Raw genomic sequence first — 23,620 nt, forward strand, 5'->3', positions numbered from 1 at the left:
CCTCCGTCGGTGCCCCGCGGCGCGCCGGGTCGCAACCGGCCGTGAAGCTCGCCTTGGCCCTGCTCCTGGCGTTCGTCCTCGGCGGGTCCCTAGGCTCGTTCCTCGAGCTGGTCGCCGCCCGCCGGCCCGCGGGCCGCTCGGTCGTGCACCCCGGCTCCCACTGCCCGGGGTGCGGCCGGCCGCTGGCCTGGTTCGAGAACCTGCCGATCGTCGCCTGGCTGGCCCTCCGGGGCCGCTGCCGGACCTGCGGCGCGCCCATCCCGGTCTCGGCGTTCCTCGCCGAGATCGGCGGGGCAGCCCTCGCCACGCTGGCTCTCGGCAGCGCCTGGGGCAGCGGCACCGCGGGCCTCGCTGGCGCCGCGGTCCTCGCCCTGGCCGCTCTGCTCCTCGCCGTGGCCCCCCTCGAGCACCTCCCGGGTCTCGCCGGGCTTCTCCTCGTGCTCGGCCTGGTCGGCTTCGCCCTCGCCGCGGCCCAGGGCCATGCCGGCCCGGCACGGGCCCTCGCAGCGTGGCTCGCCGGCCTCGGGGTCGCCGGCCTCGGCTGGGGCCTGCTCGGGCCCACCAAGGACGGCGAGGCCGAGCCCCGCCGTCCCCACCCCGGCGCCCTCGGCCCGCTGGCCGCCCTCGTGGCCTGGGCCGAGCCCCACCCGGTCGTCCTCGGGCTGGACCTCGCCGCCGTCGTGGCCCTGGGCGGCCTGGCCCTGCTCAGCCGACGGCCGGCACGGCGGCCGACGAGGAGGTCACGCCCGTCCGCACCAGGCCCCGGCGTTCCAACATGACCTTGAGGTCGTGGGGGTTGCTGGCTGCCCCCATGGCCACCTTCAGGTCGATGACGCCTTGGGCCAGGAGCTCGACGAGGGCCTGGTCGAAGGTCTGCATGCCGTACCAGTCTCCCTCGGCCATGATCTGGTCGATGGTGCTGGTCAGCTCGGGCTCCTCGATGGCCTGCTGGATCCGGCCGTTCACCACCAGGACCTCGACCGCCGGCACCCGGCCCCGCCCGTCCGCCCGGGGCAGCAGGCGCTGGCAGACGACCCCCTTCAAGCAGCTGGCCAGGGTGGTCCGGATCTGGCCCTGCTGGTGGGGCGGGAAGAGGTCCACCACCCGGTTCACCGTCTCGGTGGCTGTGGTGGTGTGCAGTGTCGAGAGCACGAGGTGGCCGGTCTCCGCGGCGGTGAGGGCCGTGTAGACGGTCTCTTGGTCCCGCATCTCCCCGACCAGGATCACGTCGGGGTCCTGGCGCAGCACGACCCGCATCGCCGAGGCGAAGCTCTCGGTGTCGAACCCCACCTCCCGCTGGTCGATGCTGGCTAGGTCGTCCCGGTGCAGGTACTCCACGGGGTCCTCGATGGTCACCACGTGGCAGGGCCAGGTGTGGTTGATGTGGTCCACCATGGCCGCCAACGTGGTCGACTTCCCCGACCCGGTTGGCCCGGTCACCAGCACCAGGCCCCGGCGCTCCTCGGCCAGCCGCCGCACCACCTCGGGCAGGCCGAGCTCCCGAAGACCGCTCGCCACCGAGCGGACCCGGCGCATGGCCAGGGCCACCGAGCCCCGCTGGCGGTAGGCGTTGGTCCGGAAACGCCCAAGTCCCGGCACCGAGTAGGCGAAGTCCGCCTCGTGCCGGCGGCGGAACTCTTCGCGCAGCTCCGGGGGCAGGATCGCCTCGGCCATCGCCTCGGTCTGCTCGGCGCTCAAGGAGGGTTCGCCCTCGAGGGTCCGAAGCGCCCCGTCGACCCGCACCCGGGGTGGGGCACCGGCCTTCAGGTGCAGGTCGGAGCCGTCCAGGGCAGCCAGCATGGCCAGCAAGCGGTCCAGGTCCGGGTGCCCCACGGGCCGGGCATCGGCTCGGGAGGCCCGAGCCTCGACCCAACACCTGCCCCACAGCCGGTCACGGCCCGTCAACCCCTGACCACAACCGGCTCGGTTGTCACCGGATCGCAACGGTCCTGCCGTGGAGTTCGGCCCGGCGGGGGGAAGGATGGTGGGCATGGACCCCCTCGTCCTCGAGTCCTGCCACAGCACCTGGCTCTTCGACACCGAGCGCATGCGGTTCCGGCGCATCCTGAAGGGGCTCGACGGGGACAAGCACCACACGGCCACCCAGTGGCGGCCCTACTACGGGCTCGACATCGACCCGCTCTCGGAGACCTTCGTCGTCCGTCTGGACCCCGAGGGGACCCGACTGCTGCGGTCCTGGCGTCATGTGGACCGCTGCGCGCAGTGCGGCGGTCAGGCCACCACCGAGCTGTCGCTCGAGGAGCTCCGGGCCGCGTCCCGCTCCTGAGCCGGCTGCCGTCCCCACCGGGAGTAGCCTTGGGGGAGGGAGCGGCACCGACCGAGGGCCCACGGACCCGGGCCGGGCTGGAGGTGGCGATGAGCGAGGCAGGGTGAACGAGTCCTGGCACGGCCCGAGCGACCTCGTGCCCGCCCCGAACCCGCCCTCCCCGCCCGGCCCTCGGGCACCTGAGCACCGGGCCCTCGTGGAGGTGGTGGCCTCCTCCTCCGCCGAGCTGTGGTCCGAGGTGCTCGAGCGCCTCGACCACCTCCAGGACACCCAGCGCCAGCTGGTCCGGGCCATCGGGGACCTGACCGGGCTCCTGCGCCGCCTCGCCGAGCAGGCCCCGCCCGAGCCCCTCGAGCCCAACCCCGGCCCCACCCGGCCCGATCCTCGGGTCCTGGCCGTCGTCCCGCCCCTGCCCGACGAGCCCCCGCCGCCCCCGCCGGCACCGGGCCAAGGCGCTCATCCGCCCCTGGGGTTCCGGGTCCGGGCCGAGGACCTCCTCGGGCCCGGTCCGGAACGGACCGGCCGACACCCCCGGGTCCCCCCGAGCGGGGCCGAGGCCCAGCTGCCCCCGCCGCCGAAGCTGCCCCCGCCCCCGACCGACGCCGCTCGGCCGGCGTCGAGCGCCCCGCCCCCACCAGGCCTCCGGCTGCCCCCGCCCCCACCGGCCGGGCCCGAGGCGGTCCCTGCGACAGCACCCGCCGGGGACACGACCGCAGCGGCCCCAACCCGTCAGGAGCAGGCCCCGCCCGCCACGCCCGAGGGCTCCCCCGGGGAGGACCTCGTCCTCCGGGCCCGGCGGGGCCGCCGCCGGCGCCGCCGTCCCTGATCCGCCGGTCGGGTCGGGTCCAGCGCTCCTGGACGGGGTGCTCGTCGGCTCAGTGCTCGTCGAGGGAGGTCCGCCGCCAGGGCCCGCGGCTCCCGCCCGTCTTCTCCCAGAGGGCCAGCTCCCCGATGACCATCGAGCGGTCGGCCGACTTGCACATGTCGTAGATGGTCAGCGCCGCCACGGCACAGGCGGTGAGCGCCTCCATCTCGACCCCGGTCCGGTCGACGGTTTCGACCTGGGACTCCACCTCGACGTAGTCGTCCCCGATGGTGAAGTTCACGTGGACCGCCCCGACCAGCAGGGGGTGGCACATCGGGATTAGGTCCGGGGTCCGCTTCGCCGCCTGGATCCCCGCGATCCGAGCCGTGCCCAGGACGTCACCCTTCGTGATGGCATTGCTGGCGACCTTCTCGGTGGTCTCCGGCGCCATCCAGACCCGGCAGCGGGCCAGGGCCCGCCGATGGGTCGGCTCCTTCGGGGTGACGTCGACCATCCGGGCACCGCCCAGGGGGTCGAGATGGGTCAGGCTGCGATCGGCCACGGCCCGTAGTCTAGGGGGGCCGAGCGAGGTGGGCCGGGTCGATCTCCCCCGCCCCCGTGCCTGCTGGCCGGGCCCGAGCCGGTGTCGGCTAGGATTGGCACTCAGGAACGTCGAGTGCTAACTCCGCTGGTCGTCGGGTCACCGGCTCGTCGGGGCACCGGACCGGCCGGGGAAGCGAAGGGGTGGCCCGGGGGGAGGCTGGCCACCCCGGGCGGAAGGAGGAGCCGTCGATGCCCACCTACGAGTACGTCTGCACCGCCTGCGGCCAGCACCTGGAGGTCGTCCAGTCCTTCGCCGACGAACCCCTCCGCACCTGCCCGGCCTGTGCCGGGTCCCTCAAGAAGGTTTTCAGCCCCATCGGCATCGTCTTCAAGGGCAGCGGCTTCTACAAGACCGACAGCCGGGGCGGGTCGGCCAGCGCGGCCCCTGCCAAGAGCAGCGCCGACGGCGCAGGCGCCTCCACGAGCAGCTCGGGCGAGTCGGGCAGCTCGACGGCCACCGGCAGCACCTCGGGCTCGGCGGCATCGGCGTCCTGAACCGCACGGCCGGGCATCGGCCCGTGTGCCCCAGGTCGCTCAGCTTGGCTGGGGTGCGGCCGGCTTCCTATCGTGACGGCGTGGACCGTGACGGCGTGGCCGTCGAGCCTGGCCTCATCGGACGGGCCGAGCTGACCGTGCAGGACACCGACACCGCCCTGGCGCTTGGCACCGGGGTCGTCCCGGTCCTCGCCACGCCCCGCCTCGTCGCCCTCTGCGAGCAGGCGGCCTGCAACGCCGTCCACCCGCTCCTGCCGGCCGGGCGGACCACGGTCGGGAGTCGGCTCCAGTTCGACCACCTGGCACCGGTGAAGGTCGGCAGCACGGTCCGGGCCGAGGCGACGCCGGCCTCGTGGGGGCCGGCCGGGTCACCCGGGTCCTGGTCGACCTGGAATCCTTCCTGGCCAAGGCCCGCTGAGCCCCCCAGTGGGCAGGCCGACGCCGCGTCGTGGCCAGGACCACGCGGTAGCCTCGGCTCGGCGGTCCCGGCCCGCTGCCCCCGAGCCCCTGGGGCAGTCGAGGGTCGAGGTCCGCGGCCAACGGTGACGAGGTGCTCAGCATGCTGCTCGACCAGATCCACGAACCCGCCGACCTGCGCCGGCTGAGCCTCGACGAGCTCGAGCAGCTGGCCGCCGAGCTCCGCCAGGTGATCGTCGACACGGTCACCACCACCGGTGGTCACCTGGGTTCCAACCTGGGCGCCGTCGAGCTCACCTTGGCCCTGCACCGGGTCTTCGACTCGCCCCGGGACGTCCTGCTCTGGGACACCGGCCACCAGGCCTACGTCCACAAGCTGGTGACCGGCCGGCGGGAGCGCTTCGCCACCCTGCGCCAGCCCGGCGGCCTCTCGGGCTACCCGAACCGGGCCGAGTCCCCCCACGACTGGATCGAGAACAGCCACGCCTCGACGGCCCTCAGCTACGCGCACGGCGTGGCCACCGCCCTGCGGCTCCGGGGGGAGGGGGACCGGCGGGTGGTGGCGGTGGTGGGCGACGGGTCCCTCACGGGCGGCATGGCCTTCGAGGCCCTGAACAACCTCGGCCACAGCGGCAGCCGGGTGGTCATCGTCCTGAACGACAACGGCCGGTCCTACGCCCCCACCATCTCCAAGCTCTCGGTCCAGCTCTCCACCCTGCGCCTCAACCCGGCCTACGTGCAGGCCCGGGAGCGGGTCCGGGAGCTCCTGCGGGCCATCCCGGGCCTCGGGGACCTGGCCTACTCCTCGGTCCACGGCCTCACGAGCGCCCTCCGGGAGGTCGTCACCCCGCACCAGTTCTTCGAGGCCCTCGGCATCCGCTACGCCGGCCCCTTCGACGGCCACGACCTGGCCACCATGGAGCAGGCCTTTGCCCACGCCGCCGAGTGGGACGGCCCGATCCTGGTCCACGTGGTGACCCACAAGGGCAAGGGCTACGCCCCGGCCGAGGAGGACGAGGTCCAGCGGCTCCACGACCTGAAGGTTCAGCCCCGGCCGGCCTCGGTTGGCGTCAACGGGACGGGGTCCCAGGCGGGCCTGGACGTCGCCCCCGTCTCGTACACCGACGCCTTCACCCGGGCCATCCTCGACGAGGCGGCCCGACGGCCCGAGCTCGTGGCCATCACCGCCGCCATGCCGGGGCCGACCGGCCTCCTGCCCTTCCAGAGCGCCCACCCCGAACGCTTCTTGGACGTCGGCATCGCCGAGCAGCACGCCGTGACCGCTGCGGCCGGCATGGCCATGGCCGGCCTCCGGCCGGTCGTGGCGGTCTACTCCACGTTCTTCTGCCGGGCTTTCGACCAGGCCACCTATGACGTCGGGCTCCACCGCCTGCCGGTCTGCTTTGTGCTGGACCGAGCCGGGGTCACGGGGGACGACGGGCCGAGCCACCACGGCCTGTTGGACCTGGCCCTCTGCCTGTCGATCCCGGGCATGACGGTCTTTGCGCCCTCCTCGGCCGAGGAGGTGCCGGTCATGCTCCACCAGGCCCTCGAGCTGCCCGGACCGAGCGCCATCCGTTTCCCGAAGACCCCGGCCCGCCGCAGCCCCGACGGGGTCACCGGGGAGGGCCTCAAGGCTCGGCGGCTCCGCCAGGGGGACGGCAGCGTCTGCCTGCTGGCCGTCGGCAAGCTGGTCCAAGCCGCCCTCGAGGCCGCCGACCTCCTGGCCACGAGAGGCATCGAGGCCACGGTCTACGACGTTCGGGTCGTGGCCCCACCCGACCTGGCCATGCTGGCCGACGCCGCCCGCCACGAGCTCGTGGTCACCGCTGAGGACGGCGTTGCCGTCGGCGGGGCCGGGACGTTCCTGCTGGCCGCTATGGCCGACCTGCCCGAGCTCGACCGGGCCCTGCCCCCCGCTCGGACCCTCGGCACCCCCCGCCGCTTCCTCGCCCACGGGAAGCCCGACCAGATCCTGGCCGAGCTCGGCCTCGACGGCCCTGGCCTGGCCCGCAGCGTCGAGGACGCCCTGACCCTGGAACGGGCTCGGGCCCGGTTGACCTAGCCCCGGGACGCCTCGGGCCCGCCGACCGCCCCCGGCAGGAGACGGGCCGTCAGCCTCGTCTCCTGCACTCCCCCACCGGGCTGCCGCTTCACGTGGTAGGCGGCGCGGCCCTCCACCTCGGCGACCACCTCGGCGAGGGTCGTGCCTCGGTAGACCAGCCCGGCGCCGTTGTCCGTCGCGTACCCCTCGGGGAGCAGGCCCTCCCCGACGAGCCGCTGGAAGAGGGGCCGGCGCTGGGCTTCGGCGTCGTAGTGCGGGCAGTTCGAGTAGGGCAGGAAACCCAGGCAGTCGGTGATGGGGGCCAGCTCGGGCCCGAAGGAGTCGGTGGTGCCGCCCTGGTGCCAGCAGAGGGACCCGGCCGAGACCCCGCCCAGGACCACCCCGTCCTCCCAGCAGGCCCGCAGGATCCGGTCCAGGCCGTGGAGACGCCAGAGGGCCAGCAGGTTGGCGGTGCTCCCCCCACCGACCCAGATCAGGTCCTGGGAGCGCAGGTGGGCCTCGGGGTCAGCGACCGAGGGCATGGGGAAGAGGGCCAGGCAGGACACCTGGACGTCCCGCTCCTGGTACATGGCGTACAGGCGGGCCGCCCAGAGGTCCGAGTCCCCGAGGGCCGTGAGCAGGAAGCAGATCCGGGGCCGCCCCCTCGGCTCGGCCAAGGCCAGGGCGTGCTCCAGGAGCGGCCCGGGCCGCACGAAGGTCCGCGGGTCGGGCAGGAGCCCCCCGCTGGTGGCGACGATGGTCGGTTCGGCGGCAGCCATGGCCCGGCATGCTGCCACGGCCCCGCCGGCTCGCCCAGCCGGCCCGGCCGCCCTGCCCCGGTCAGTGGTGGAAGCCGGCCCGGCGGTGTCGGGTCGCGCCCCGAGCCTCCTCCCGCAGCTCCCGCACTGCCCCGGCGAGGTCCTCGGCGAAGAGGTCGGCCAGGTCCCGGCCGAAGCCGTTGCGGACCACGACCCGCAGGACGTGGCGCTGGTCGAGGGCCGGCGGCAACGGGTAGGCCGGCACCTGCCAGCCGCGGCCTCGCAGCGCGGCCGAGACCTGGTAGACGTCGAAGGGTTCCCCGTCGACCACCTCGAAGGCCACCACCGGCACTCCCTCGCCCCGGGAGAGCAGGGCGAAGCCGCCGTGCCGCTCGATCCGCTTCGCCAGGTGCTCGGCGGTGGCCCGGGCGGCGGCCTGGACCTCGGTGAAGCCCTGCCGGCCGAGCCGGAGGAAGGTGTAGTACTGGCCGACCACCTGGGCCCCGGGCCGGGAGAAGTTCAGGGCGAAGGTCGGCATGTGGCCGCCCAGGTAGGCCACGTCGAAGACCAGCTCGCTGGGCAGGGACTCGGCGTCCCGCCAGAGCACCCAGCCCACCCCCGGGTAGACCAGCCCGTACTTGTGGCCCGATGCGTTGATGGAGACCACCCGGGGGAGCCGGAAGTCCCAGGCCAGCTCGGGGTCCAGGAACGGGGCCACGAAGCCGCCCGAGGCCCCGTCGACGTGCAGTGGCACGTCGGGCCCGCCCGAGGCCGCCACGCGGTCCAAGGCGGCGGCGATCTCGGCCACCGGCTCGTAAGTGCCGTCGTAGGTGGAGCCCAGCACGCTCACCACCCCGATGGTCCGCTCGTCCACCGCCCCGGCGGCCCCCTCGGGGGTCAGGACGGTGGCCGTCGGCCCGACCGGCACCAGGCGGGGCTCCACGTCGAAGTACCGGCAGAACTTCTCCCAGCAGACCTGCACGTTGGCCCCCATGACCAGGTTCGGCCGGTCCGTCGGCGCCCCGGCGGCCTCCCGGCGGGCCCGCCAGCGCCACTTCAGGGCCAAGCCGGCCAGCATGGCGGCCTCCGAGGAGCCGGTCGTCGAGCAGCCCGTCGCCCCGCCGCTCGCCGGGGCGTGCCAGAGCTCGGCCAGCATGGCCACGCAGCGCCGCTCCAGCTCGGCGGTCTGCGGGTACTCGTCCTTGTCGATCATGTTCTTGTCGGCGCACTCAGCCAGGAGCTTCGACGCCTGGGGCTCCATCCAGGTGGTGACGAAGGTGGCCAGGTTCAGCCGGGAGCTGCCGTCGAGCAGCAGCTCGTCGTGGACCACCTGGTAGGCCGCGTCGGCCGGCATGCCCCGGGTGGGCAGCCGGTGCTTCGGCACGCTCCTGGTCTCGGCCCCCTCGGCGAACTGGGGGCGCAGCTCCAGACGGTCCTCGCTGGGTTCGTGGCGGTGCAGGGGCATCCGCCCAGCATGGCCCGGGGGACCACGAAGCGGGGCGCGCCCGGCTGGCCCCGTCCCCACCCCGATCAGCTACCGTTTCGGGCGACCTCGACCTCGCGCGGGGCCCGCTGCCAGCGGTGTGGGCCGCTGGCCAAGACTGCGCAGCGTCCAGTGCGCCGAGTCCAAGGAGCAGCCATGCCCGAAGCCGTCATCGTCGCCACCGGCCGGACCCCCATCGGCCGGGCCATGAAGGGATCGCTGGTCACCTGCCGGCCCGACGACCTGACCGCCCTGGTGGTCCGCAAGGTCCTCGAGAAGGTGCCCCAGGTCGAGCCCGGCATGGTCGAGGACCTCATCGTGGGCTGCGGCGAACCGGCCGGCGAGGCCGGCTACAACCTCGCCCGGGTCGCCGGCCTGCTGGCCGGCCTGGACGTCCCGGGGGTGACCGTCAACCGCTACTGCTCCTCGTCCCTCCAGGCCATCCGCATGGCAGCCCACGCCATCCGGGCCGGAGAGGGAGACGTCTTCGTGGCCGCTGGCGTCGAGGCCGTCAGCCGCTTCCAGTACGGGGTGTCGGACACCGGGCCCCACAACCCGGCCTTCGCCGAGGCTGAGGCCCGCACCGCCAAGCGGAACCCGGCGGTGAGCGAGCCCTGGACCCCCCTCGAGGGGCACCTGCCCGACGTCTACATCGCCATGGGCCAGACCGCCGAGAACGTGGCCGAGCTGGAGAACGTCAGCCGGGAGGAGATGGACGAGTTCGCCTGCCTCTCCCAGAACCGGGCCGTCGCCTCCCAGGAGAACGGCTTCTTCGAGCGGGAGATCATCCCGGTCACCCTGGAGGACGGCACCGTGGTCACCAAGGACGACGGTCCCCGGCCGGGCACCACGGTCGAGGTCCTCGCCACCTTGAAGCCGGCCTTCCGGGAGGGTGGCCGGGTCACCGCCGGCAACTCCTGCCCCTTGAACGACGGGGCGGCCGCGGTGGTCGTCATGTCGGACCGCAAGGCCGAGCAGCTCGGCATCACCCCCCTGGCCCGGGTGGTGGCCAGCGGCGTGACCGCCTTGAACCCCGAGATCATGGGGCTCGGGCCGATCGAGGCCTGCCGCCAGGCCCTGGAGCGGGCCAAGCTGACCATCGACGACATCGACCTCGTCGAGATCAACGAGGCCTTCGCCGCCCAGGTCATCCCCTCGGCCAAGCACCTCGGGATCCCCTGGGAGAAGCTCAACGTCCACGGCGGGTCCATCGCCCTCGGCCACCCCTTCGGCATGACCGGGGCCCGCATCATGACCACCCTCATCAACGGTCTGCAGACCACCGGCGGCCGCTACGGCCTGGAGTCCATGTGCGTCGGCGGCGGCCAGGGCATGGCCATGGTGATCGAGCGCCTCTCCTGACCCGCCAGGGTCGGGGCGGCTCCAGCACCCCGGATGTCGATCCGAGCGGTGCGCCCCGAAGCCCCTCCCGCTGGTCGAACCCCCGCGGGTCGAACCTCGGTCCACGAGTTGCCCGGGCCCGGGGAGCACGAGATCGTGCCCCCGGGCCCGGTGTCGTTCCCGGGGCCCGCGGCGGCGTCGGGGGCGAGGACAGGCTCCGGGCAGGGCCCGGTCCTTTGCGCCGCACCTGCTCTTGGAGCCGGTGGAGCTCAGGGAGGGCTTCTTGGTCCTTCGGGCGGTTCGCGGCCTCCTTGGAGGCCACGATGGGATCGAGGCTCGCGACCCGGATCGTGATGCCCGCGTCGGCGAGGGTCCGGGCTTCGCCAGCGAGGTCGTCGTAGCGGCGGGGGCCGTTCGGGCCGGCCATGCCCTTCATCACGCCCAGGTCCCCGGCGTCGGTCCGCCAGTTCGCGACATCGAACTGGCGCAGCAGCGTCTCGATGTGGATGGGCAGGGCGCGGGCCTCCTCGTCGCTTCGGTCGATCACCCGCAGGTACGCATGCAGCTCCCGCAGCGCGGCCGCGACGCGGGCGAGGTTGTCCTTCTCCGCACGGACCAGTGCGTCGCTGCCCGTCGTCGGGCGCTGCGCGCCGTCGGCGCGGGTGGCGTGCCCGCCGACGACCAGGTACTCGACGCCGTGGCGGTCGAAGACCTCGACCACCCGGGCCAGATCGGCCTCAGGCGTCCTCGGCAGGGTCCGAGTCCCAGTTGACGCGAGCCCAGCCCGGCACCCCGCCCTGCCAACGTTCGATGTCCTCCGGGGTCACCCCGGCGCGTTCGTTCGCCTCGACCCCTTTGAGGATCGCGAGCAGCCGCTCCTTGGTGTTGACCACCCTCCCGTCCCAGAGGACCGGCACGTCGTCCTCGGTGGGGGGCGGCGCGTGGCGAACAGCCTCCGCGAGCTCCTCGAAGGTGAGGACGAGCTGCGGGCCGTCGTCGGCACCCTGATCGGCTGTCTCGCTCACCACCCCCGTTTACCGCCCCGACCAGGGAGAACGTCTCCTGCTCCTCGTCCAGGGGCAGCTCGTCGTCGTCGACCCCTTCGAACCCGGCCCTGGACGCGGTGGCAGCCAGGTCGAGCGGTCCAAGTAGCGAGTGATCTCGTCCAGTCGTTCTACGGGGTCCAGATGGCACCGGTCGAGTTGCCCTAGGGCGTGCAGGCGCCAGCCACGTACTGGATGCCCACCCAGGCGCACACCAGCGCGTCGAGCGCATCCTCGTACCGCTTCAAGCTCTCCATGGTCATCATCTTGGCCGCAGCGGCGGGGGGGATCGGAACGGTGGCGCTGGCGATGGTGTGAGCCAGGGCCCCAGCGATCTGGTGCCAGGTTCCGACCAGCTGCACCTTGCGCTGCGCCGCCGATAGGTTCGGCCAGTAGTGCCGCGCCCGGCTGACCTTGTAGGGAACCCGGTAGTTCGCGCTCATCAGGCTGAGCAGCGCCGTGTGGGGGTAGACCTCGATCAGCGCCGGAAGCGGCACGGGCCGCGCTGCCGGCCCTGGCGTGGTCGCCAGCGAATAGCCCGCTTGAGCACCCTGGGCCACCAGCAAGGTCGCCACCGAGCCCGGCCTTGCCGCGGTGGGGCTGTGGGTCGAGCACCCGCGTCCGCCAAATGCCTTCGAGATCGCGGTGTCGGCCGGACGCCGCCCGATGATCGTGTTCCCCGGGGTGACGATCGGCATGTCCACGGCGATGACGTCGACCTGTCGGCCACCGAGCAGGGTGAACGCTGCCCTGAGCAACATGGGCAGGTTCGGGCACCCGCCGGTAGGCTGCGCCGACCAGTTCACCGGGGTCCCGGCTGCCAGCGCGACGAACTGCCCGTAGCTGGGGGCGACGCCCAGACAGCGCCAGCGGCCTTTGGCGGTGTCCTCCACCAGCGCCACGCCGCTCGGCTCCTTCGCCGTCCACGCCGCGTCGATGCCGAGGACCGCCGTCACCGCCGACATCCCACCTGTCGGACGGCCATGGGCCCCCCAAGCTCGTGCCTGCCACCGAAACCCACCACGCCCACCTCCCCCAACCCGCCAGCGCACCCCAGGCGGCCTGTCCACCTTAAGAACCACGCTGCCAGGGACTCTCCTGGCATAGCGAACCGGACAGCCATGTAATTCCCCCGCAGCACGGTGGGCAGTCAGGGGGCCTGCGGTTCGGTTCGGCGGGCTTGGCGGCGCCGTTCGAGGGTGGCGGCCCGGTCCCAGGTCCTCGGTTCGCGGTGCTCGCCTCGCTGCGCGCGCATCGCCCCGGGGGTGCTGGCGAGCCGGTCGAGCATCCGGCCGGCGTAGTCGTGCCACTCGGCGCGGGCGGTGGCGAGCACGTCGCCGGCCCTCTGGTCGGGCGGCTCCCAGGGGAAGCCCAGGTCCTGGTCCTCGTGCACGCCACCTTCCCGGTGCTCGCGCTGGAGGCGGCCTGCTGCGCGGCCCGGATCGCGTCGGCGTCGGGCCGTTCCCACCAGGGCAGCAGGCGGACCGGCGTGCCCCCGACCCCGCCGGCGAGCAGCAGCGCCTCGAATGGGCTGAGGCCGAAGAGGTCCCCCGCGTCCATGGCGGGCACCTCGCGGACCTGGTCGTGCCAGGTGGCCTGGCCGGCGCGGTCCGAACCCCAGCTGCGCTGCACGAGCTCGACCTGGCCGAGCATGCTGGACAGGTCGCGGAGCAGCTCGGCGTCCGCGAGCCCGCCGGGGCGGCTGGTCGCGGCTCGCCACGCAGGGATCACGACCTCGTCGACGAACCCAGCGGTCGGCCAGGCGCACACGCCGAGCGGGTCGAACGCCAGGGTCGGCGCCCCGGTGCGCTCCACGGGCAGCAGCTCGGGTCTGGCCCGGACCGGGGAGCACGCGGTGGTGCCCCCGGCCCGGTGTCGTTCCCGGGGCCCGCGGCGGCACCGACCGCCTAGAGGCTCTGGCCCCCGTCGACCCGCAGCACCGCCCCGCTGGTAGCGGCGGCGTCCTCCGAGGCCAAGAAGACCACTGCCGCCGCCACCAGGTCTGGGGGGACCGGCCCGAACGGCCCCCGGGACCGGGCCACCGCCCGAGGGTCGGCACCGACCGGCAGGCTCGGCTCCTCGGGCCCCCCGTCGGGCAGCTCGGCGGCGACGGCGTTCACCCGGACCTTGCGCCCGGCCAGCTCGGCCGCCAACGACCGGCTCAACGAGAGCAGGCCCCCGTGGACGGCGGCGTCGACCGCCCGGTACGCGCTGCCCCCGAAGCCGGCGGCGTGCAGCACCACCACGACGCTGCCCCCCTGGGGGTGCTGCAGGTAAGGCAGGGCGGCTTGGATGGCCAGGAACGGTCCCCGCAGCCCCTCGGCCAGGGCCCGGTCCCACTGGGCCCGGCCGATGTCGAGCGTGTGGGCGTAGCCGCTGGTCCCGGGCACGACGCAGAGCACCGAGGGCCGGCCCAGCTCGTTGGCCACCTGGTCGACTGCCCGCCCAACCGACTCCCCGTCCATCGGGTCGCTCCGCAGGCTGGTGGCCCGCCCGCCGAGGATCCGCAACGCCTCGACCGTCTCGCCCAGGGCTTCGGGCTCCGGGTCGATGCAGGCCACCGCAGCCCCTTCGGTCGCCAGCCGGACGGCCGTGGCCCGGCCGACCGGGCTCGCCGCCCCGACCACCAGGGCGACCCTGCCCTCGAAGCGCCGGGCCACACCGGCCACCGGGGGTTGCACCTGCACCGCGCCCTCCTTCTTCCACACCAGCTGTGCTTCTCCGAACGCCCTCCGCACGCTAGCGGGCCGTGGCATCCTGGGGGTGGCTCGGGCCGCCGGCCTCGGGCCAGGGAACCGGAGGGAGCGCCGTGTCCGAGAACCCGATCTCGTCCGCCACCGACCAGTCCACCGCCCCGTCGACCGACGGGGAGCTGCCCCGGAGCGAAGAGGAGTGGCGGGCCCGCCTCGACCCGAACCGCTACGCCGTCCTGCGCGAGAAGGCCACCGAGCCGCCCTTCAGCGGCGAGCTCCTCGAGGTCCACCAGCCCGGGACGTTCCGCTGCGCCGGCTGCGGCGCCCCGCTGTTCACGACGGCCGACAAGTACGACTCGGGCTCGGGCTGGCCCAGCTTCACCCGACCCCTCGACCCCAGCGCCATCGACGAGGCCGAGGACCGCTCGCACGGCATGCGCCGCACCGAGATCCTCTGCCACCGCTGCGGCGGCCACCTCGGCCACGTCTTCCCCGACGGTCCGGCCCCGACGGGCCTCCGCTACTGCGTCAACTCCCTCTCCCTCGCCTTCGAACCGGGCTCGGGCACCTCGGAGGCCTGAGGCCGGCCGCGCCCTTGGCCCGGACCCCCCGGGTTCGCCTGCCCGGTTCGGCGGGGCGACGGCGGCCCGCTGACCGCCCGCCAGCGAGCCTGGGAGCACAGGGCTCCTTCGAGCCTCGCGCCCCACGCCGCCGCCTGCGCCGCCAGCGCCCTGGCCCTCGCCCCGGGCTCGTCCCGGAGGACCTGGCCGAGCTGCCCAAGAAGGTCGACGAGGCCGAAGCACGTGGCCTTCGGGAGGACGACCTCGTCGGGGAACGCCACCAGACGAGCCGGCCCCTCGGCCTCGTCGCGCCACCCGGCGGCCGGGCACCGGCGAGCCGAGGGGCTCGGGGCGCCTCCCGTCCCGAGCCCTGTCGCGGACCTCCTCATCGGCTGGCCCGGCCCGAACCGGCCGCCGGCGCCTCGTCCTCCTCGTCGCCCGCCTCGTCCGTCACCTCCCGGTAGCGCTCGGCCCGGACCACCTCGGCGGTGGCGAAACGCAGCGAGGGCCCGACGTCCTCGGCGTTCACCTCCACCCGGCTCCGCCGCTCCCCCGTCTCGGTCTCCCAGCTCCGCTGCTCCAGGCGGCCGGTCACGATCACCCGACTGCCCCGCCCCAGACTCAGGGCCACGTGCTCGGCCAGGTCCCGCCAGCAGACCACTTCGAAGAACGAGGTGCTCTCCTCCCAGGTCTCACTCCCCCGAGGCTGCCAGCGGCGGTTCACCGCCAGGCCAAAACTGGCCACGGCCTGGCCGTCCCGCGCCACCCGCAGCTCCGGGTCCCGGGTCAGGTTGCCGGTCAGGGTCACGCTGCTGCCCACCAGGGCCTCCCTTCTACCGTGCCGACCGGACCTTCCGGCCGACGCCGACCCGATGGTCGAGGGCCCGCCTCGCCGGCGACCTGGCACGGGCCCTTGCTGGACCCCTAGCCGACCCGGGGAAGGCGGGTGCGGCGCCGAGAGAGCTGCTGGTAGAGGGCCCAGGTCTCGGGGTGCACGGCGTCGACCGGCTCCACCCCGTCGGCCACCAGCCGCACCAGTTCGGCCATGACCGCCTCGACCCCCGCCGGGTTGCCCTGCTGGTCCGCCGCCCACAGGAGCAGCCGGTAGAGCCGCTCGTCGTAGGGGCAGGCTCGCAGGCCCTGCCGGGCCGCCCACTCGGCCTCCTGGGGCCGGCCGACGGCCAGCGCCCAGGCGCCGTAGCGGTCGGCGAGGTCCACGACGGTGGCCTCGATGGCCGGGAGGACCCCTTCCAGGACCGCCCAGTCCAGCGCAGCCAGCCCTTCGAGGGGCCGCCCCCGGACGAGGGCCAGCCCTTCCCGCCAGGCCTCCGGGCCGCTCGCCCGGGCAGCCCGCTCCAGGACGGCCCAGTCGGTCCGCACCGAATCGGCCAGGCGCAGGGCGCCGTGGGACCGGGGCAGGTGGTCGCTCCCGTCCCGCCGTCGCCCGAGGGCTCGGCGTGCCGCCGAGGCCGTGGAGTGCACGGTCGCCGGAGCCATCAGCCGGTCCGGCCACAGGGCGGTGGCCCAGGCTTCCGTGGTCGCCCCGTTGGGGTGCAGGGCCAGGTAGACGACGAGATCGAGGGCCCAGCGCCGGGCGAAGGGGCGTTCGGCCCCCTCGACCACCACCGGCCCGAGGAGGCGGACCAGCACCTCGCCCTCCTCTGGGCCGTGGTCGGGCGAGGCCCCGCTCGCCGACGTCCACGCCGGCGCCTCGCCCAGCAAGCCGGCGAGCTGGGCCGAGGTCGCCTCGTCGACTCGCTGCAGCTCGCTCAGCTGCACGGGGACGATCCGTGCCCCGACCCCTGGGGCCCCCGTCGCTGATCGGTCCTCCGACTCAGCGGTCGGCTCGGGGCACAGGACCGCCCCGATCGGTACACCCGCCACCGTTCCTCCTTCCGCCGTTCCACCGTCGTTCCGGGCTTCTGGCTCCGAGGTCCTCCCTGCCCGGACCAGCTCCCAACCCCCAGCCGTCGGCTGGCAGCGCCAGCTGACCCAGGGAAGGGGATCCCCGAGGACCACCGCCACCACCCCGGGGCCGAGCCCGGCGTCGTCGGGACCGTAGCCGGCTTGTGCCCCCGGTGTCGGCTCGCACGGGGTGACGCCCGGGGCGACGACCACGACCGTCCGTCCCGGCGCGCGCTCCGCTGCGCTGGCCAGGCGACGGGCCTCGTCGAGATCGCCGCAGGCCACGACCCCCGGCACCTTGGCCGCCCAGCAGGGAAAGCCGACGGCCAGCACCCGCAGGCCTCGGCCCCGGGTGGCCAACTCCAGCACCAGGGCGTTGAGGGCTGAGGGGGCCGCCGGCCCGACGACGGCGAGGGTGCCGAGCGCCGCGAGGTCCACGAAGAGCTCGGCGTCGCCTGCCCGACCCAGGGTGCTCAGGAGCGGCGCTTCGCCCTCAGGAGCCTCGGATCCGAGGACGTCGGGGACCCCGAGGTCGTTCGCAAACCGCCCGCCATCGAGGGCCGCCCCTTCGAGGACTGACCAGCCGGTGTCGACACCGGCCTCGAACGGCGCTGGCAGGGTGCCGACCGGAGGATCGAGCAACACCGCCACCTGGCCGGTGGCGACCTTCACGGCGACTGGCACCGACCCCGGTGGCCGAGCGGCCTGTCGTGCCTGGCGGAGGGCCTGGGTCGCCAGCCGTCGGGGCCGCAGGTCGGCTCGCCGACGCAGGGCCCGCTCCAGGGCCACGAGCTCCCGCTCGCTTCGGTCCAGGCGGTGCGGGCCCCGTCCTGGCCGGTGCCTGGTCCGCCTCGTCTGGTCGAATCCGAAGGCCAACCCTGCAGCCAAAGCACCCAGGATGACCGCCACCCCCGGGCCGAGTGGCACGCCCGATCCGCCGGGGTGTGCCGACGCGGCCGAGACCTCGGCCGACGACGGGGTCGCCCACCTGGCCCGACGGCGGACCGGACGGGCGGGGCCCCGACGAGCCGGGATCGGATGGGCTGGGATCGGATGGGCCGGGATCGGATGGGCCGGGCCGCTCATCACGACCGGTGCGACTGCTGGCTCCGCTGCCTTCGGGCTGCTCTGGACCGGCACGGCGGGGAGCAGGAGACGCCACCCGGGCTGGATCCAGTGGTCATCCTCCAAGACCCCTCCGCCAGGCTGGGGCCGTCCCTCGTTGAGGGTCACCAACTCGGGCCACCGGAGCGGCGATCCGAGCTCGTTGGCCGCGATCGACCAGAGGGTGTCCCCGGGCTGGACCACGTACCACCGGGCCGGGGTTTCCGGGGAGGTCTTCGGCATCGAACCGACCGCAGGGGAGGCGGCGGTGGCGACCTGGGCCGACACCGACACGGGGGGCCGTCGCGGGGCGCGTGCCGCTCCCGGGCTGCGGAGCAGTGGCGCCAAGGCCACGAGGCCGCTGGCTGCGAGCCCGATGAGGTGCTGCATCGGCCCGGCCGGGCGTGCCCGAGGGGTTCGACGCCACCTCGCCCGGACCTCCCCGGCGAGGGCCGAGACGGCCCATCCCCAGGCGAGCCACCCGGCACCGACGACGCTCGCCAGCACGCCCGAGGGTCCAAGCGCTTCGCGCCCGAGGGTCCCGAACTGGCGGGGGGAAGCGACCAGGCGGGCGACGACGGCAGGGACCCCTCGGCTCACCCAGGCGAGACCGACGGCGGCGCCCACGACGACGCCGAGCGCCGTGCCGGCTGCCAGCAGGACCCGCCACTTCGGCGCCGGGGCCGGGCTAAGGAGGGGGTGCTCGGCGCGAGGGCTCACGACGCCCCCGGGGAGAGCCCCGCCACCCCGCTGCCGAGGGCCACGGCGACCTGGGCCCTGGCTTCCAGCCAGGGCACGCCGACCAGCCCGAGCACGTCACTGGGGAGCCGCCGCTGGACCGCCACCACCACCGCCCGCCCGCCGTCCTCGACCGTGACGGTGCCTCGCCACCCGGGACCGGCCGAAGCGAGGACCGCGGACCCCGCGGCCGTGGCAACCGCCGGATCGAGGACCACCCGGCCCGTCCGCAACGCCCCGGCCGAGACGGCCGTTGCCGCCTGCCGGGCCGCCTCGAGCGCCAGGGTCTCGGCAGCCGCTCGTGCCGCCATGACCCGCCCGCCATCGACCACCAGGCCGACCACCAGCCAGAGGGCCACCACCCACGCGGCGAGAAAGACCGTCATCGAGCCAGTCTCCGAGTCCATGAGCCCAGAGCGTCCGCGGCAGCGGTCCCGAGCGTTCACGGCCCCTCCCGGTAGGGGCTGAGGGGCAAGGCGGCGGACCCTTGCACGGTGACGTCGCCCGGCACCACCGGCAGGCCGAGGTCGGCCAGCGAGACCCGGCACGCGACCCGCACCCGCACCGTGCCCCCCGGCTCGAGGCCGCCGTCGGCGCTTCCGACGGCATCCGAGCGGCACGCCGAACCGAGCTGGCCGGCCGCCAGGGCAGCGGCCTGCTGCGTGGCGATCCCCGGGGCGACCGAGGTTGCGGCCAGCTGCTCGGCGCCGGCCCGGGCGGCGTCGGCCACCTGGGCCCGGGCGAGCTCCACCCGGCCGAAGGCCACGCCGAGCACCCCGACGAGGAGAACGACCGGCACCAGAACCACGAGCTCGACGGCGGCGCTGCCCCGCTCGCGGGTCGGGCGCCGGTCGACGCGGGACCGAGTCGGGCTCAGCCCGGCCGGAAGTGCGCCCGGGGTTCCCGCCGTACCGCCTGGACCGTGGGAAACCAACCAGGGACCACGCTGGCCACGCGGCCCTCGACCTCGGCGGCCACCGTTCCACCGTCCTCGACCACCTGCACCGTCCAGTGCCCGGCCACCGCCGACCGCTGGAGGATCCGCTGGGCTACCGCCTGGCCCTGGCTCGCGGAGGCCCCCAGCGCGCTCGCCGTCATGGCCGCCTGGTCGGCTGCGAGCTGCGCGGCCTCCCCGGCGACCGCCCAGAGGGCCAGCTGCACCCCGACGGCGACCACCAGCATGGCCACCGGCACCACCAGCACGGTCTCCACCGTGCTCGACCCCGCCTCCTCCTCGTGCCATCGCCGCCACCGTCGCCGTACCCGACCGCGCTCCCCTCGGGTCACTGCAGGTTGATGGCATTGGCTTTGGCCGTGACCTTGGCGACGATGATCGCCCCGACGGCCAGGGCGAGGGCGGCGAAGATGGCGGTGAGGATCACCTTTTCGACCGCGCTGCCCTCCTCGCTTCGCCACCCCTCGACCACCCGAGCCCACAGCACCCGGCACGTGGTCGCGAGCAGTGTCAGCATCGTGTACTCCTTCCTTCCCGTTTCTCTTGCTATCTCTGGTGATCTCGCCCGGTGGTCAGAGGCCGTGGAGGATGCGCGCCAGGGCCGGGTAGCCGACGAGCACGAGGAAGCCCAGGAGGAGCAGTGAACTGGGCACGAACAGCCGCTCGCCGGCAGCCCGTTCGGCCGCTTCCACCTCGGCCAGCTGCCGCTGCCGCAGGCTCCGGGCCTTCGCGGCGAGGCTGCGACGGATCTGGGCTCCTTCGGTCCCGGCCACGGTCACCGCGGTGGCCAGTTCCACCAGACTCGGGCTGTCCACCGTCGCGCCCACCCGCGCCAGGGCCTCCCAGGGGGCCTCACCCCTTCGGGCCGCCGCCTCGAGCGCGACCCGGAGGCGTCGCCCCAAGTCGTGGTCCAAGGCACTGGCCGCCCCGGTCAGGGACTGCTCGAGGCCCGCACCCCCGGCGAGGTGGAGACCGACGAGGTCCAAGTAGGCGCCGGTGGCCTCGACCATGCCCTGTCGGACTCGCTCGGCGCGCCGCACCAGCCCGACCACCGCCGTCCCCGCCCCGAGGGATCCGCCGGCCACGACCCCGATCCCGACCAGGCCGAGCGCGCCGAGCAGCTCAGCGGGTGCGACCGTCACCATGCCCAGCACGCCGCTCGCCAACCCGCCAGCGGCGCCGACCGCGCTCGCTCGGGCCACCTGGCGGGCCAGCTTCGGGCCGGGTACCCCGAGCAGGTCCGCGGCCCACCGCAACCGGTCGCCGAGCCCGACCAGACCGGCCCCTCGCGCCAACCACGCCCAGGCCGTCGCGCCGACCTCCGGGTCCCTCCGGCCGGCCCGCCGGACCTGGAGCACCGACAGCGTCAGGCCCCCGCTGCCCAGGATGACCCCGAAAGCCGCCAGGAGCACCGCCGTCATCCACCCACCCCTTCCCCGCGCTCCGCCAGGGATCCCGGCCGGAGCAGCCGCGGCAGGGCGACCGGCCGGGTCATCCGGTGGAGCACCACCAACCCGGCGACGTCCAGACCGCCGGCCAGGAGCAGCACCAGTTGTCCTTGCGCTGTCCCGAACGGGGCGACGTACCCCCGCGAGGCGAACACCAGCAGCGCTGCGAACCCCACGGTGAACAGCCCGATGGTCCGCACGGCGCTGCGAGCGGCCGCCTGGAGGGCATCGATCCGCAGGCGCAGCGCGACCTCCTCCCGGCTCGCCTCGGCCAAGGCGCCGAGCAGCTCGCCCACGTGCTCGCCTTGGGCCCGGCTCGCCAGGGTCAGGGCACACACCACCCGGTCAGCCGCGGGGTCGCCGAGCTCGTCGGCGAGCTGGCCCAGAGCCCACCCGGGCGACACCCCGGACGCCAGACGGTCCGCCAGGCGGCCCACCGCCGGCCCGATGGCGGGCGGCGCCACCCGGGCGGCCACCACCATGGCCTGCTGCAGACCCACCGACGCCTGGACGGTGTCGCGCAACAGCTCCGTCCACGCGGCCAGGGCCTCCAGCCGCCGCACCACCTCCTGGCCGGCACTCGACCCCCACAGGCTCGGCAGACCCCAGCTGGCCGCTGCCCCGAGCACCCCGAGGACCGGCCACCCCGTGAACGCGCCCAGGAGCACGCCGGTGACGACCGCTGCGACGACCCGTCGCCGCTCGCCCCGGCCCCACGTCCCCAGCCCGCGGCCCCGGTCGGATGGCCGGCGGCGCAGGGCCAGGCCGAGCCCCAGGATGCCGCTCGCCCCAGCCAAGCTCGCCAGGGTCACCAGACCGACCTCGCTCATCCCCCGTAGCCCCCGCCCACCCCAACCCGGGGGTCCAAGCCAAAGGCCCGCAGCTCGCTCAGGGTCTCGGCCCGCAGCGGCGCCCCCGCCACCGCCCGACGCCCCGGCCCCGGGCGGAACACCTCGTTGGCCACGACCTGCAGCCCGTCCGCCCCGGTGACCTCCAGCACCGAGGAGACGAACCGCTGCCGGCCACCCGAAGGCCGCCGGGCCAGGCTCCGCTCGTCCATGCCGGCGGCTTCCCAGGCCCGCTCGACCTCGAGGAACACCACGAAGTCCACCGCCCCAGCGATCAGCAGATTCGTGGCCTCCAGCGGCAGTCGCTCTGGGGCCTGCACCGCATAAGCGGCGATCCGCCGAAAGACCCCGCGTGCCGAGTTGGCGTGGATGGTGCACATCGAGCCGGCCCGCCCCTGGCTCATGGCGTTGAGCATCGGCAGGACTTCGTCGCCCAGGACCTCGCCCACGATGACCCGGTCGGCGTTCATCCGCAGGGCCCGGCGGACCAGTCGGGCCATCGGGAACGCGCCGCTGCCCTCGGCGTTGGCCTCCCGGGCTTCGAGGGCCACGACGTCGGGGTGCCGAGCCCGGTCGGCGTCGAGCTCGAGCTCGTAGGCCTGTTCGATGGTGACCAGACGCTCCTCGGGTGGCACCTCGGAGGCCAAGGCCCGCAGGAGCGTGGTCTTGCCGGAGTTCATGGCACCCCCAACCACCACGTTCTTCCGGGCCCGCACCGCCGCGGCCAGGAGATCCGCGACCGCCGCCGGTAGCGACCCGAGCTCGACCAAGTCGCCGAGTCCCAGGGTCGTGAGCCGGTGGCGGCGCACCGAGACGGCCGGGCGCTTCGCCACGCCCATGACCGCCGACAGCCGACTGCCGTCTGGCAGGCGGAGGTCGAGCTCGGGATGGCCGCTGTCGAAACGCCGCTCCGTCGCCCCGAAGCGAGCAGCCGCGGCCCGCACCATGGCCACCAGCTCCTCGTCGTCGTCGGCCACCGGGTCGGCGCGCTCCTTGCTGCCATCGGCCCGAGTCACCCAGACCTCGTCGCAGCCGTTCACATCGATGTTCTCCACCGTGGGGTCCTCGATGAGCCGCTGGAGGCGGCCCAGACCGAACAGGCCGTCGAGCACCGCTACCACGACGGCCCGTTCCTGCTCCGGGGGCAGCGGCGGTGTGCCCCGCTGCAGGGCCGTGGCGGCCAGCTGGCCCAGCCTCGCCACCGTGAGGTCCCGGGCCAGCTCCCGCCGATCGGCCACCGCCAGGTGGCCCACCCCGGCCTGGGCCAGTTCGTCGGCCACCGATCCGATCAGGCCCCGCACGAGATCGGCCATCGCCGGATCGTCCACCAGCTTCGGGCCGCTCACGCCGAGACCTCCCCCTGGGCCAGCGTGGCGAACCGCTCCCTCGCCACCGCCGGCGCCGGAGCAGCCGCCCGGCCGGCCAGCTCCTCGGCCAGCCGCCGCACCGCCCGCAGGAACGCCGACCCGCCGAGGCGGCGGGGACTGCCGGCCTCGCCCCGCAGCAGGGCCGCGGCCCGCGGGTCCTCGGGCAGGCCCCGCACCGGGCAGCGAAGCGCGCGGGTCTCGCTGCGGGCCCCCCGCCCGTCCCGCACCACGACCACCAGTCGGTCCTCGGGCAGACCGCCCTGGGCAAGGGCCTCGGCGACCAGGGCCAGGTGGCCTCGCTCCGCGCTGCTGACCACGACCACCGTGTCTGCCGCCCCCAGCAGGCTGGTCTGGGCCGGGCTGTCGGCCTCGAGCCGGCCCCCGTCCACCACCACCGGGTCCGCGCCGCGACGCCAGGCCGGGATCCACGCCGCCACCTCGCTCGCCAGAGCCCGAGCGGCCGCCGGCCAGGGCAAGCCACAACAGACGGAAAGGCCGCCCGGCAGCCGCTGGAGGTGGTCGTCGAACCCCACCGCCTGGCCTCGCTGGCGGGCCGCCACCGCGTAGGTCGTCAGCCCGGGCGCCGGTTCGAGGGCGAAACGCGCCGGCAGGTCCGCGCCGCTCGGGTCCAGCTCCACCACCACCGGCGCAACCGGCCCCGGCCACACCGCCCCCAGGGCGATCGCCAGCGTCGTGACCCCCGGGGCCCCCTTCAGACTCACCGCC

Annotated in this window: 27 protein-coding genes; 9 read left to right on the plus strand and 18 right to left on the minus strand. The window is 74.8% G+C overall.

The window, feature by feature from the left end:
* The first annotated feature begins 41 nt into the window (after positions 1-41).
* Positions 42-779, plus strand: coding sequence for a prepilin peptidase (locus tag Acit_RS03475; RefSeq protein ID WP_248105737.1), 738 nt, complete (start codon positions 42-44; stop codon positions 777-779).
* Here the strand turns inward: Acit_RS03475 and Acit_RS03480 are convergent.
* The gene (locus Acit_RS03480; RefSeq protein WP_312709378.1) at positions 706-1,833 is read right to left on the minus strand and encodes a type IV pilus twitching motility protein PilT; all 1,128 of its coding nucleotides are present in this window, start codon (positions 1,831-1,833) and stop codon (positions 706-708) included. The genes Acit_RS03475 and Acit_RS03480 overlap by 74 nt on opposite strands.
* Positions 1,834-1,990: 157 nt before the next feature.
* Between Acit_RS03480 and Acit_RS03485 the strand changes: the two genes are divergently transcribed.
* Together Acit_RS03485 and Acit_RS03490 are read left to right on the plus strand one after the other, a co-directional pair.
* Positions 1,991-2,287, plus strand: a complete 297-nt coding sequence (locus tag Acit_RS03485; RefSeq protein WP_248105872.1) for a hypothetical protein — start codon at positions 1,991-1,993, stop codon at positions 2,285-2,287.
* A gap of 103 nt (positions 2,288-2,390) precedes the next feature.
* Positions 2,391-3,113 carry a hypothetical protein gene (locus tag Acit_RS03490; RefSeq protein ID WP_248105739.1) on the plus strand — a complete coding sequence of 241 codons (723 nt, stop codon included), beginning with the start codon at positions 2,391-2,393 and terminating at the stop codon, positions 3,111-3,113.
* A 49-nt stretch (positions 3,114-3,162) separates the two neighbouring features.
* On the opposite strand, the gene moaC is transcribed toward Acit_RS03490, so the two are convergent.
* Complete coding sequence (gene moaC / locus Acit_RS03495) at positions 3,163-3,654, minus strand: cyclic pyranopterin monophosphate synthase MoaC (protein ID WP_312709384.1); 492 nt, start codon at positions 3,652-3,654, stop codon at positions 3,163-3,165.
* A 230-nt stretch (positions 3,655-3,884) separates the two neighbouring features.
* Between moaC and Acit_RS03500 the strand changes: the two genes are divergently transcribed.
* The 3 genes from Acit_RS03500 to dxs all read left to right on the plus strand — a co-directional run bounded on the left by Acit_RS03500 (position 3,885) and on the right by dxs (position 6,672).
* Positions 3,885-4,190: an FmdB family zinc ribbon protein gene (locus Acit_RS03500; RefSeq protein WP_248105744.1), complete on the plus strand. Its 306-nt coding sequence runs from the start codon at positions 3,885-3,887 to the stop codon at positions 4,188-4,190.
* A gap of 137 nt (positions 4,191-4,327) precedes the next feature.
* A complete protein-coding gene (locus Acit_RS03505) occupies positions 4,328-4,795 on the plus strand; it encodes a thioesterase family protein (protein WP_248105864.1) in 468 nt (155 codons plus the stop codon).
* Positions 4,750-6,672 carry a 1-deoxy-D-xylulose-5-phosphate synthase gene (dxs, locus tag Acit_RS03510; RefSeq protein ID WP_248105865.1) on the plus strand — a complete coding sequence of 641 codons (1,923 nt, stop codon included), beginning with the start codon at positions 4,750-4,752 and terminating at the stop codon, positions 6,670-6,672. The genes Acit_RS03505 and dxs overlap by 46 nt, the downstream gene beginning before the upstream one ends.
* Here the strand turns inward: dxs and Acit_RS03515 are convergent.
* Positions 6,669-7,430, minus strand: coding sequence for a Type 1 glutamine amidotransferase-like domain-containing protein (locus tag Acit_RS03515; protein WP_248105746.1), 762 nt, complete (start codon positions 7,428-7,430; stop codon positions 6,669-6,671). The two genes, dxs and Acit_RS03515, sit on opposite strands and share 4 nt — an antisense overlap.
* A gap of 61 nt (positions 7,431-7,491) precedes the next feature.
* Positions 7,492-8,874, minus strand: a complete 1,383-nt coding sequence (gene gad, locus Acit_RS03520; RefSeq protein WP_248105750.1) for a glutamate decarboxylase — start codon at positions 8,872-8,874, stop codon at positions 7,492-7,494.
* 174 nt (positions 8,875-9,048) lie between these two features.
* Here gad and Acit_RS03525 point away from each other — a divergent pair, with 174 nt between their 5' ends.
* Together Acit_RS03525 and Acit_RS03530 are read left to right on the plus strand one after the other, a co-directional pair.
* On the plus strand, positions 9,049-10,254 hold the full coding sequence (locus tag Acit_RS03525) for an acetyl-CoA C-acetyltransferase (protein ID WP_248105752.1): 1,206 nt from the start codon (positions 9,049-9,051) through the stop codon (positions 10,252-10,254).
* Positions 10,255-10,495: 241 nt separating this feature from the next.
* On the plus strand, positions 10,496-11,005 hold the full coding sequence (locus Acit_RS03530) for a hypothetical protein (RefSeq protein WP_248105754.1): 510 nt from the start codon (positions 10,496-10,498) through the stop codon (positions 11,003-11,005).
* Here the strand turns inward: Acit_RS03530 and Acit_RS03535 are convergent.
* From Acit_RS03535 to Acit_RS03550, 4 genes are all read right to left on the minus strand, one after another.
* On the minus strand, positions 10,971-11,258 hold the full coding sequence (locus Acit_RS03535) for a hypothetical protein (RefSeq protein ID WP_248105756.1): 288 nt from the start codon (positions 11,256-11,258) through the stop codon (positions 10,971-10,973). The two genes, Acit_RS03530 and Acit_RS03535, sit on opposite strands and share 35 nt — an antisense overlap.
* Positions 11,259-11,440: 182 nt before the next feature.
* Complete coding sequence (locus Acit_RS03540; RefSeq protein ID WP_248105757.1) at positions 11,441-12,232, minus strand: DUF429 domain-containing protein; 792 nt, start codon at positions 12,230-12,232, stop codon at positions 11,441-11,443.
* A gap of 194 nt (positions 12,233-12,426) precedes the next feature.
* Positions 12,427-12,669 carry a hypothetical protein gene (locus Acit_RS03545; protein ID WP_248105758.1) on the minus strand — a complete coding sequence of 81 codons (243 nt, stop codon included), beginning with the start codon at positions 12,667-12,669 and terminating at the stop codon, positions 12,427-12,429.
* A gap of 514 nt (positions 12,670-13,183) precedes the next feature.
* Positions 13,184-13,984 carry an SDR family NAD(P)-dependent oxidoreductase gene (locus Acit_RS03550; protein WP_248105759.1) on the minus strand — a complete coding sequence of 267 codons (801 nt, stop codon included), beginning with the start codon at positions 13,982-13,984 and terminating at the stop codon, positions 13,184-13,186.
* Positions 13,985-14,085: 101 nt separating this feature from the next.
* On the opposite strand from Acit_RS03550, the gene msrB reads away from it, so the two are divergent.
* Positions 14,086-14,550 carry a peptide-methionine (R)-S-oxide reductase MsrB gene (msrB, locus tag Acit_RS03555; RefSeq protein WP_248105760.1) on the plus strand — a complete coding sequence of 155 codons (465 nt, stop codon included), beginning with the start codon at positions 14,086-14,088 and terminating at the stop codon, positions 14,548-14,550.
* Positions 14,551-14,914: 364 nt separating this feature from the next.
* Here msrB and ssb read toward each other — a convergent pair whose 3' ends face one another.
* The 10 genes from ssb to Acit_RS03605 form a co-directional block, all read right to left on the minus strand.
* Positions 14,915-15,349, minus strand: coding sequence for a single-stranded DNA-binding protein (ssb, locus tag Acit_RS03560; protein ID WP_248105767.1), 435 nt, complete (start codon positions 15,347-15,349; stop codon positions 14,915-14,917).
* Positions 15,350-15,453: 104 nt separating this feature from the next.
* Complete coding sequence (locus Acit_RS03565) at positions 15,454-17,361, minus strand: AfsR/SARP family transcriptional regulator (RefSeq protein WP_248105769.1); 1,908 nt, start codon at positions 17,359-17,361, stop codon at positions 15,454-15,456.
* A gap of 893 nt (positions 17,362-18,254) precedes the next feature.
* Complete coding sequence (locus tag Acit_RS03570) at positions 18,255-18,662, minus strand: hypothetical protein (protein ID WP_248105771.1); 408 nt, start codon at positions 18,660-18,662, stop codon at positions 18,255-18,257.
* A 56-nt stretch (positions 18,663-18,718) separates the two neighbouring features.
* Positions 18,719-19,210: a TadE/TadG family type IV pilus assembly protein gene (locus tag Acit_RS03575; RefSeq protein ID WP_282436152.1), complete on the minus strand. Its 492-nt coding sequence runs from the start codon at positions 19,208-19,210 to the stop codon at positions 18,719-18,721.
* Complete coding sequence (locus Acit_RS03580; RefSeq protein WP_248105775.1) at positions 19,150-19,488, minus strand: hypothetical protein; 339 nt, start codon at positions 19,486-19,488, stop codon at positions 19,150-19,152. Before Acit_RS03580 ends, Acit_RS03575 begins: the two co-directional genes overlap by 61 nt.
* A gap of 71 nt (positions 19,489-19,559) precedes the next feature.
* On the minus strand, positions 19,560-19,748 hold the full coding sequence (locus Acit_RS03585) for a hypothetical protein (RefSeq protein WP_248105777.1): 189 nt from the start codon (positions 19,746-19,748) through the stop codon (positions 19,560-19,562).
* A gap of 55 nt (positions 19,749-19,803) precedes the next feature.
* The gene (locus Acit_RS03590; RefSeq protein WP_248105779.1) at positions 19,804-20,652 is read right to left on the minus strand and encodes a type II secretion system F family protein; all 849 of its coding nucleotides are present in this window, start codon (positions 20,650-20,652) and stop codon (positions 19,804-19,806) included.
* On the minus strand, positions 20,649-21,509 hold the full coding sequence (locus Acit_RS03595; RefSeq protein ID WP_248105781.1) for a type II secretion system F family protein: 861 nt from the start codon (positions 21,507-21,509) through the stop codon (positions 20,649-20,651). Before Acit_RS03595 ends, Acit_RS03590 begins: the two co-directional genes overlap by 4 nt.
* Positions 21,506-22,873: a TadA family conjugal transfer-associated ATPase gene (locus tag Acit_RS03600; RefSeq protein WP_248105783.1), complete on the minus strand. Its 1,368-nt coding sequence runs from the start codon at positions 22,871-22,873 to the stop codon at positions 21,506-21,508. The genes Acit_RS03595 and Acit_RS03600 overlap by 4 nt, the downstream gene beginning before the upstream one ends.
* The gene (locus tag Acit_RS03605) at positions 22,870-23,616 is read right to left on the minus strand and encodes a CpaE/TadZ family protein (protein ID WP_248105785.1); all 747 of its coding nucleotides are present in this window, start codon (positions 23,614-23,616) and stop codon (positions 22,870-22,872) included. Before Acit_RS03605 ends, Acit_RS03600 begins: the two co-directional genes overlap by 4 nt.
* Positions 23,617-23,620 lie beyond the last annotated feature (4 nt).

The organism is Aciditerrimonas ferrireducens (assembly GCF_023130475.1).
In the GTDB taxonomy this organism is placed as follows: Bacteria; Actinomycetota; Acidimicrobiia; order Acidimicrobiales; family UBA8190; genus Aciditerrimonas; species Aciditerrimonas ferrireducens.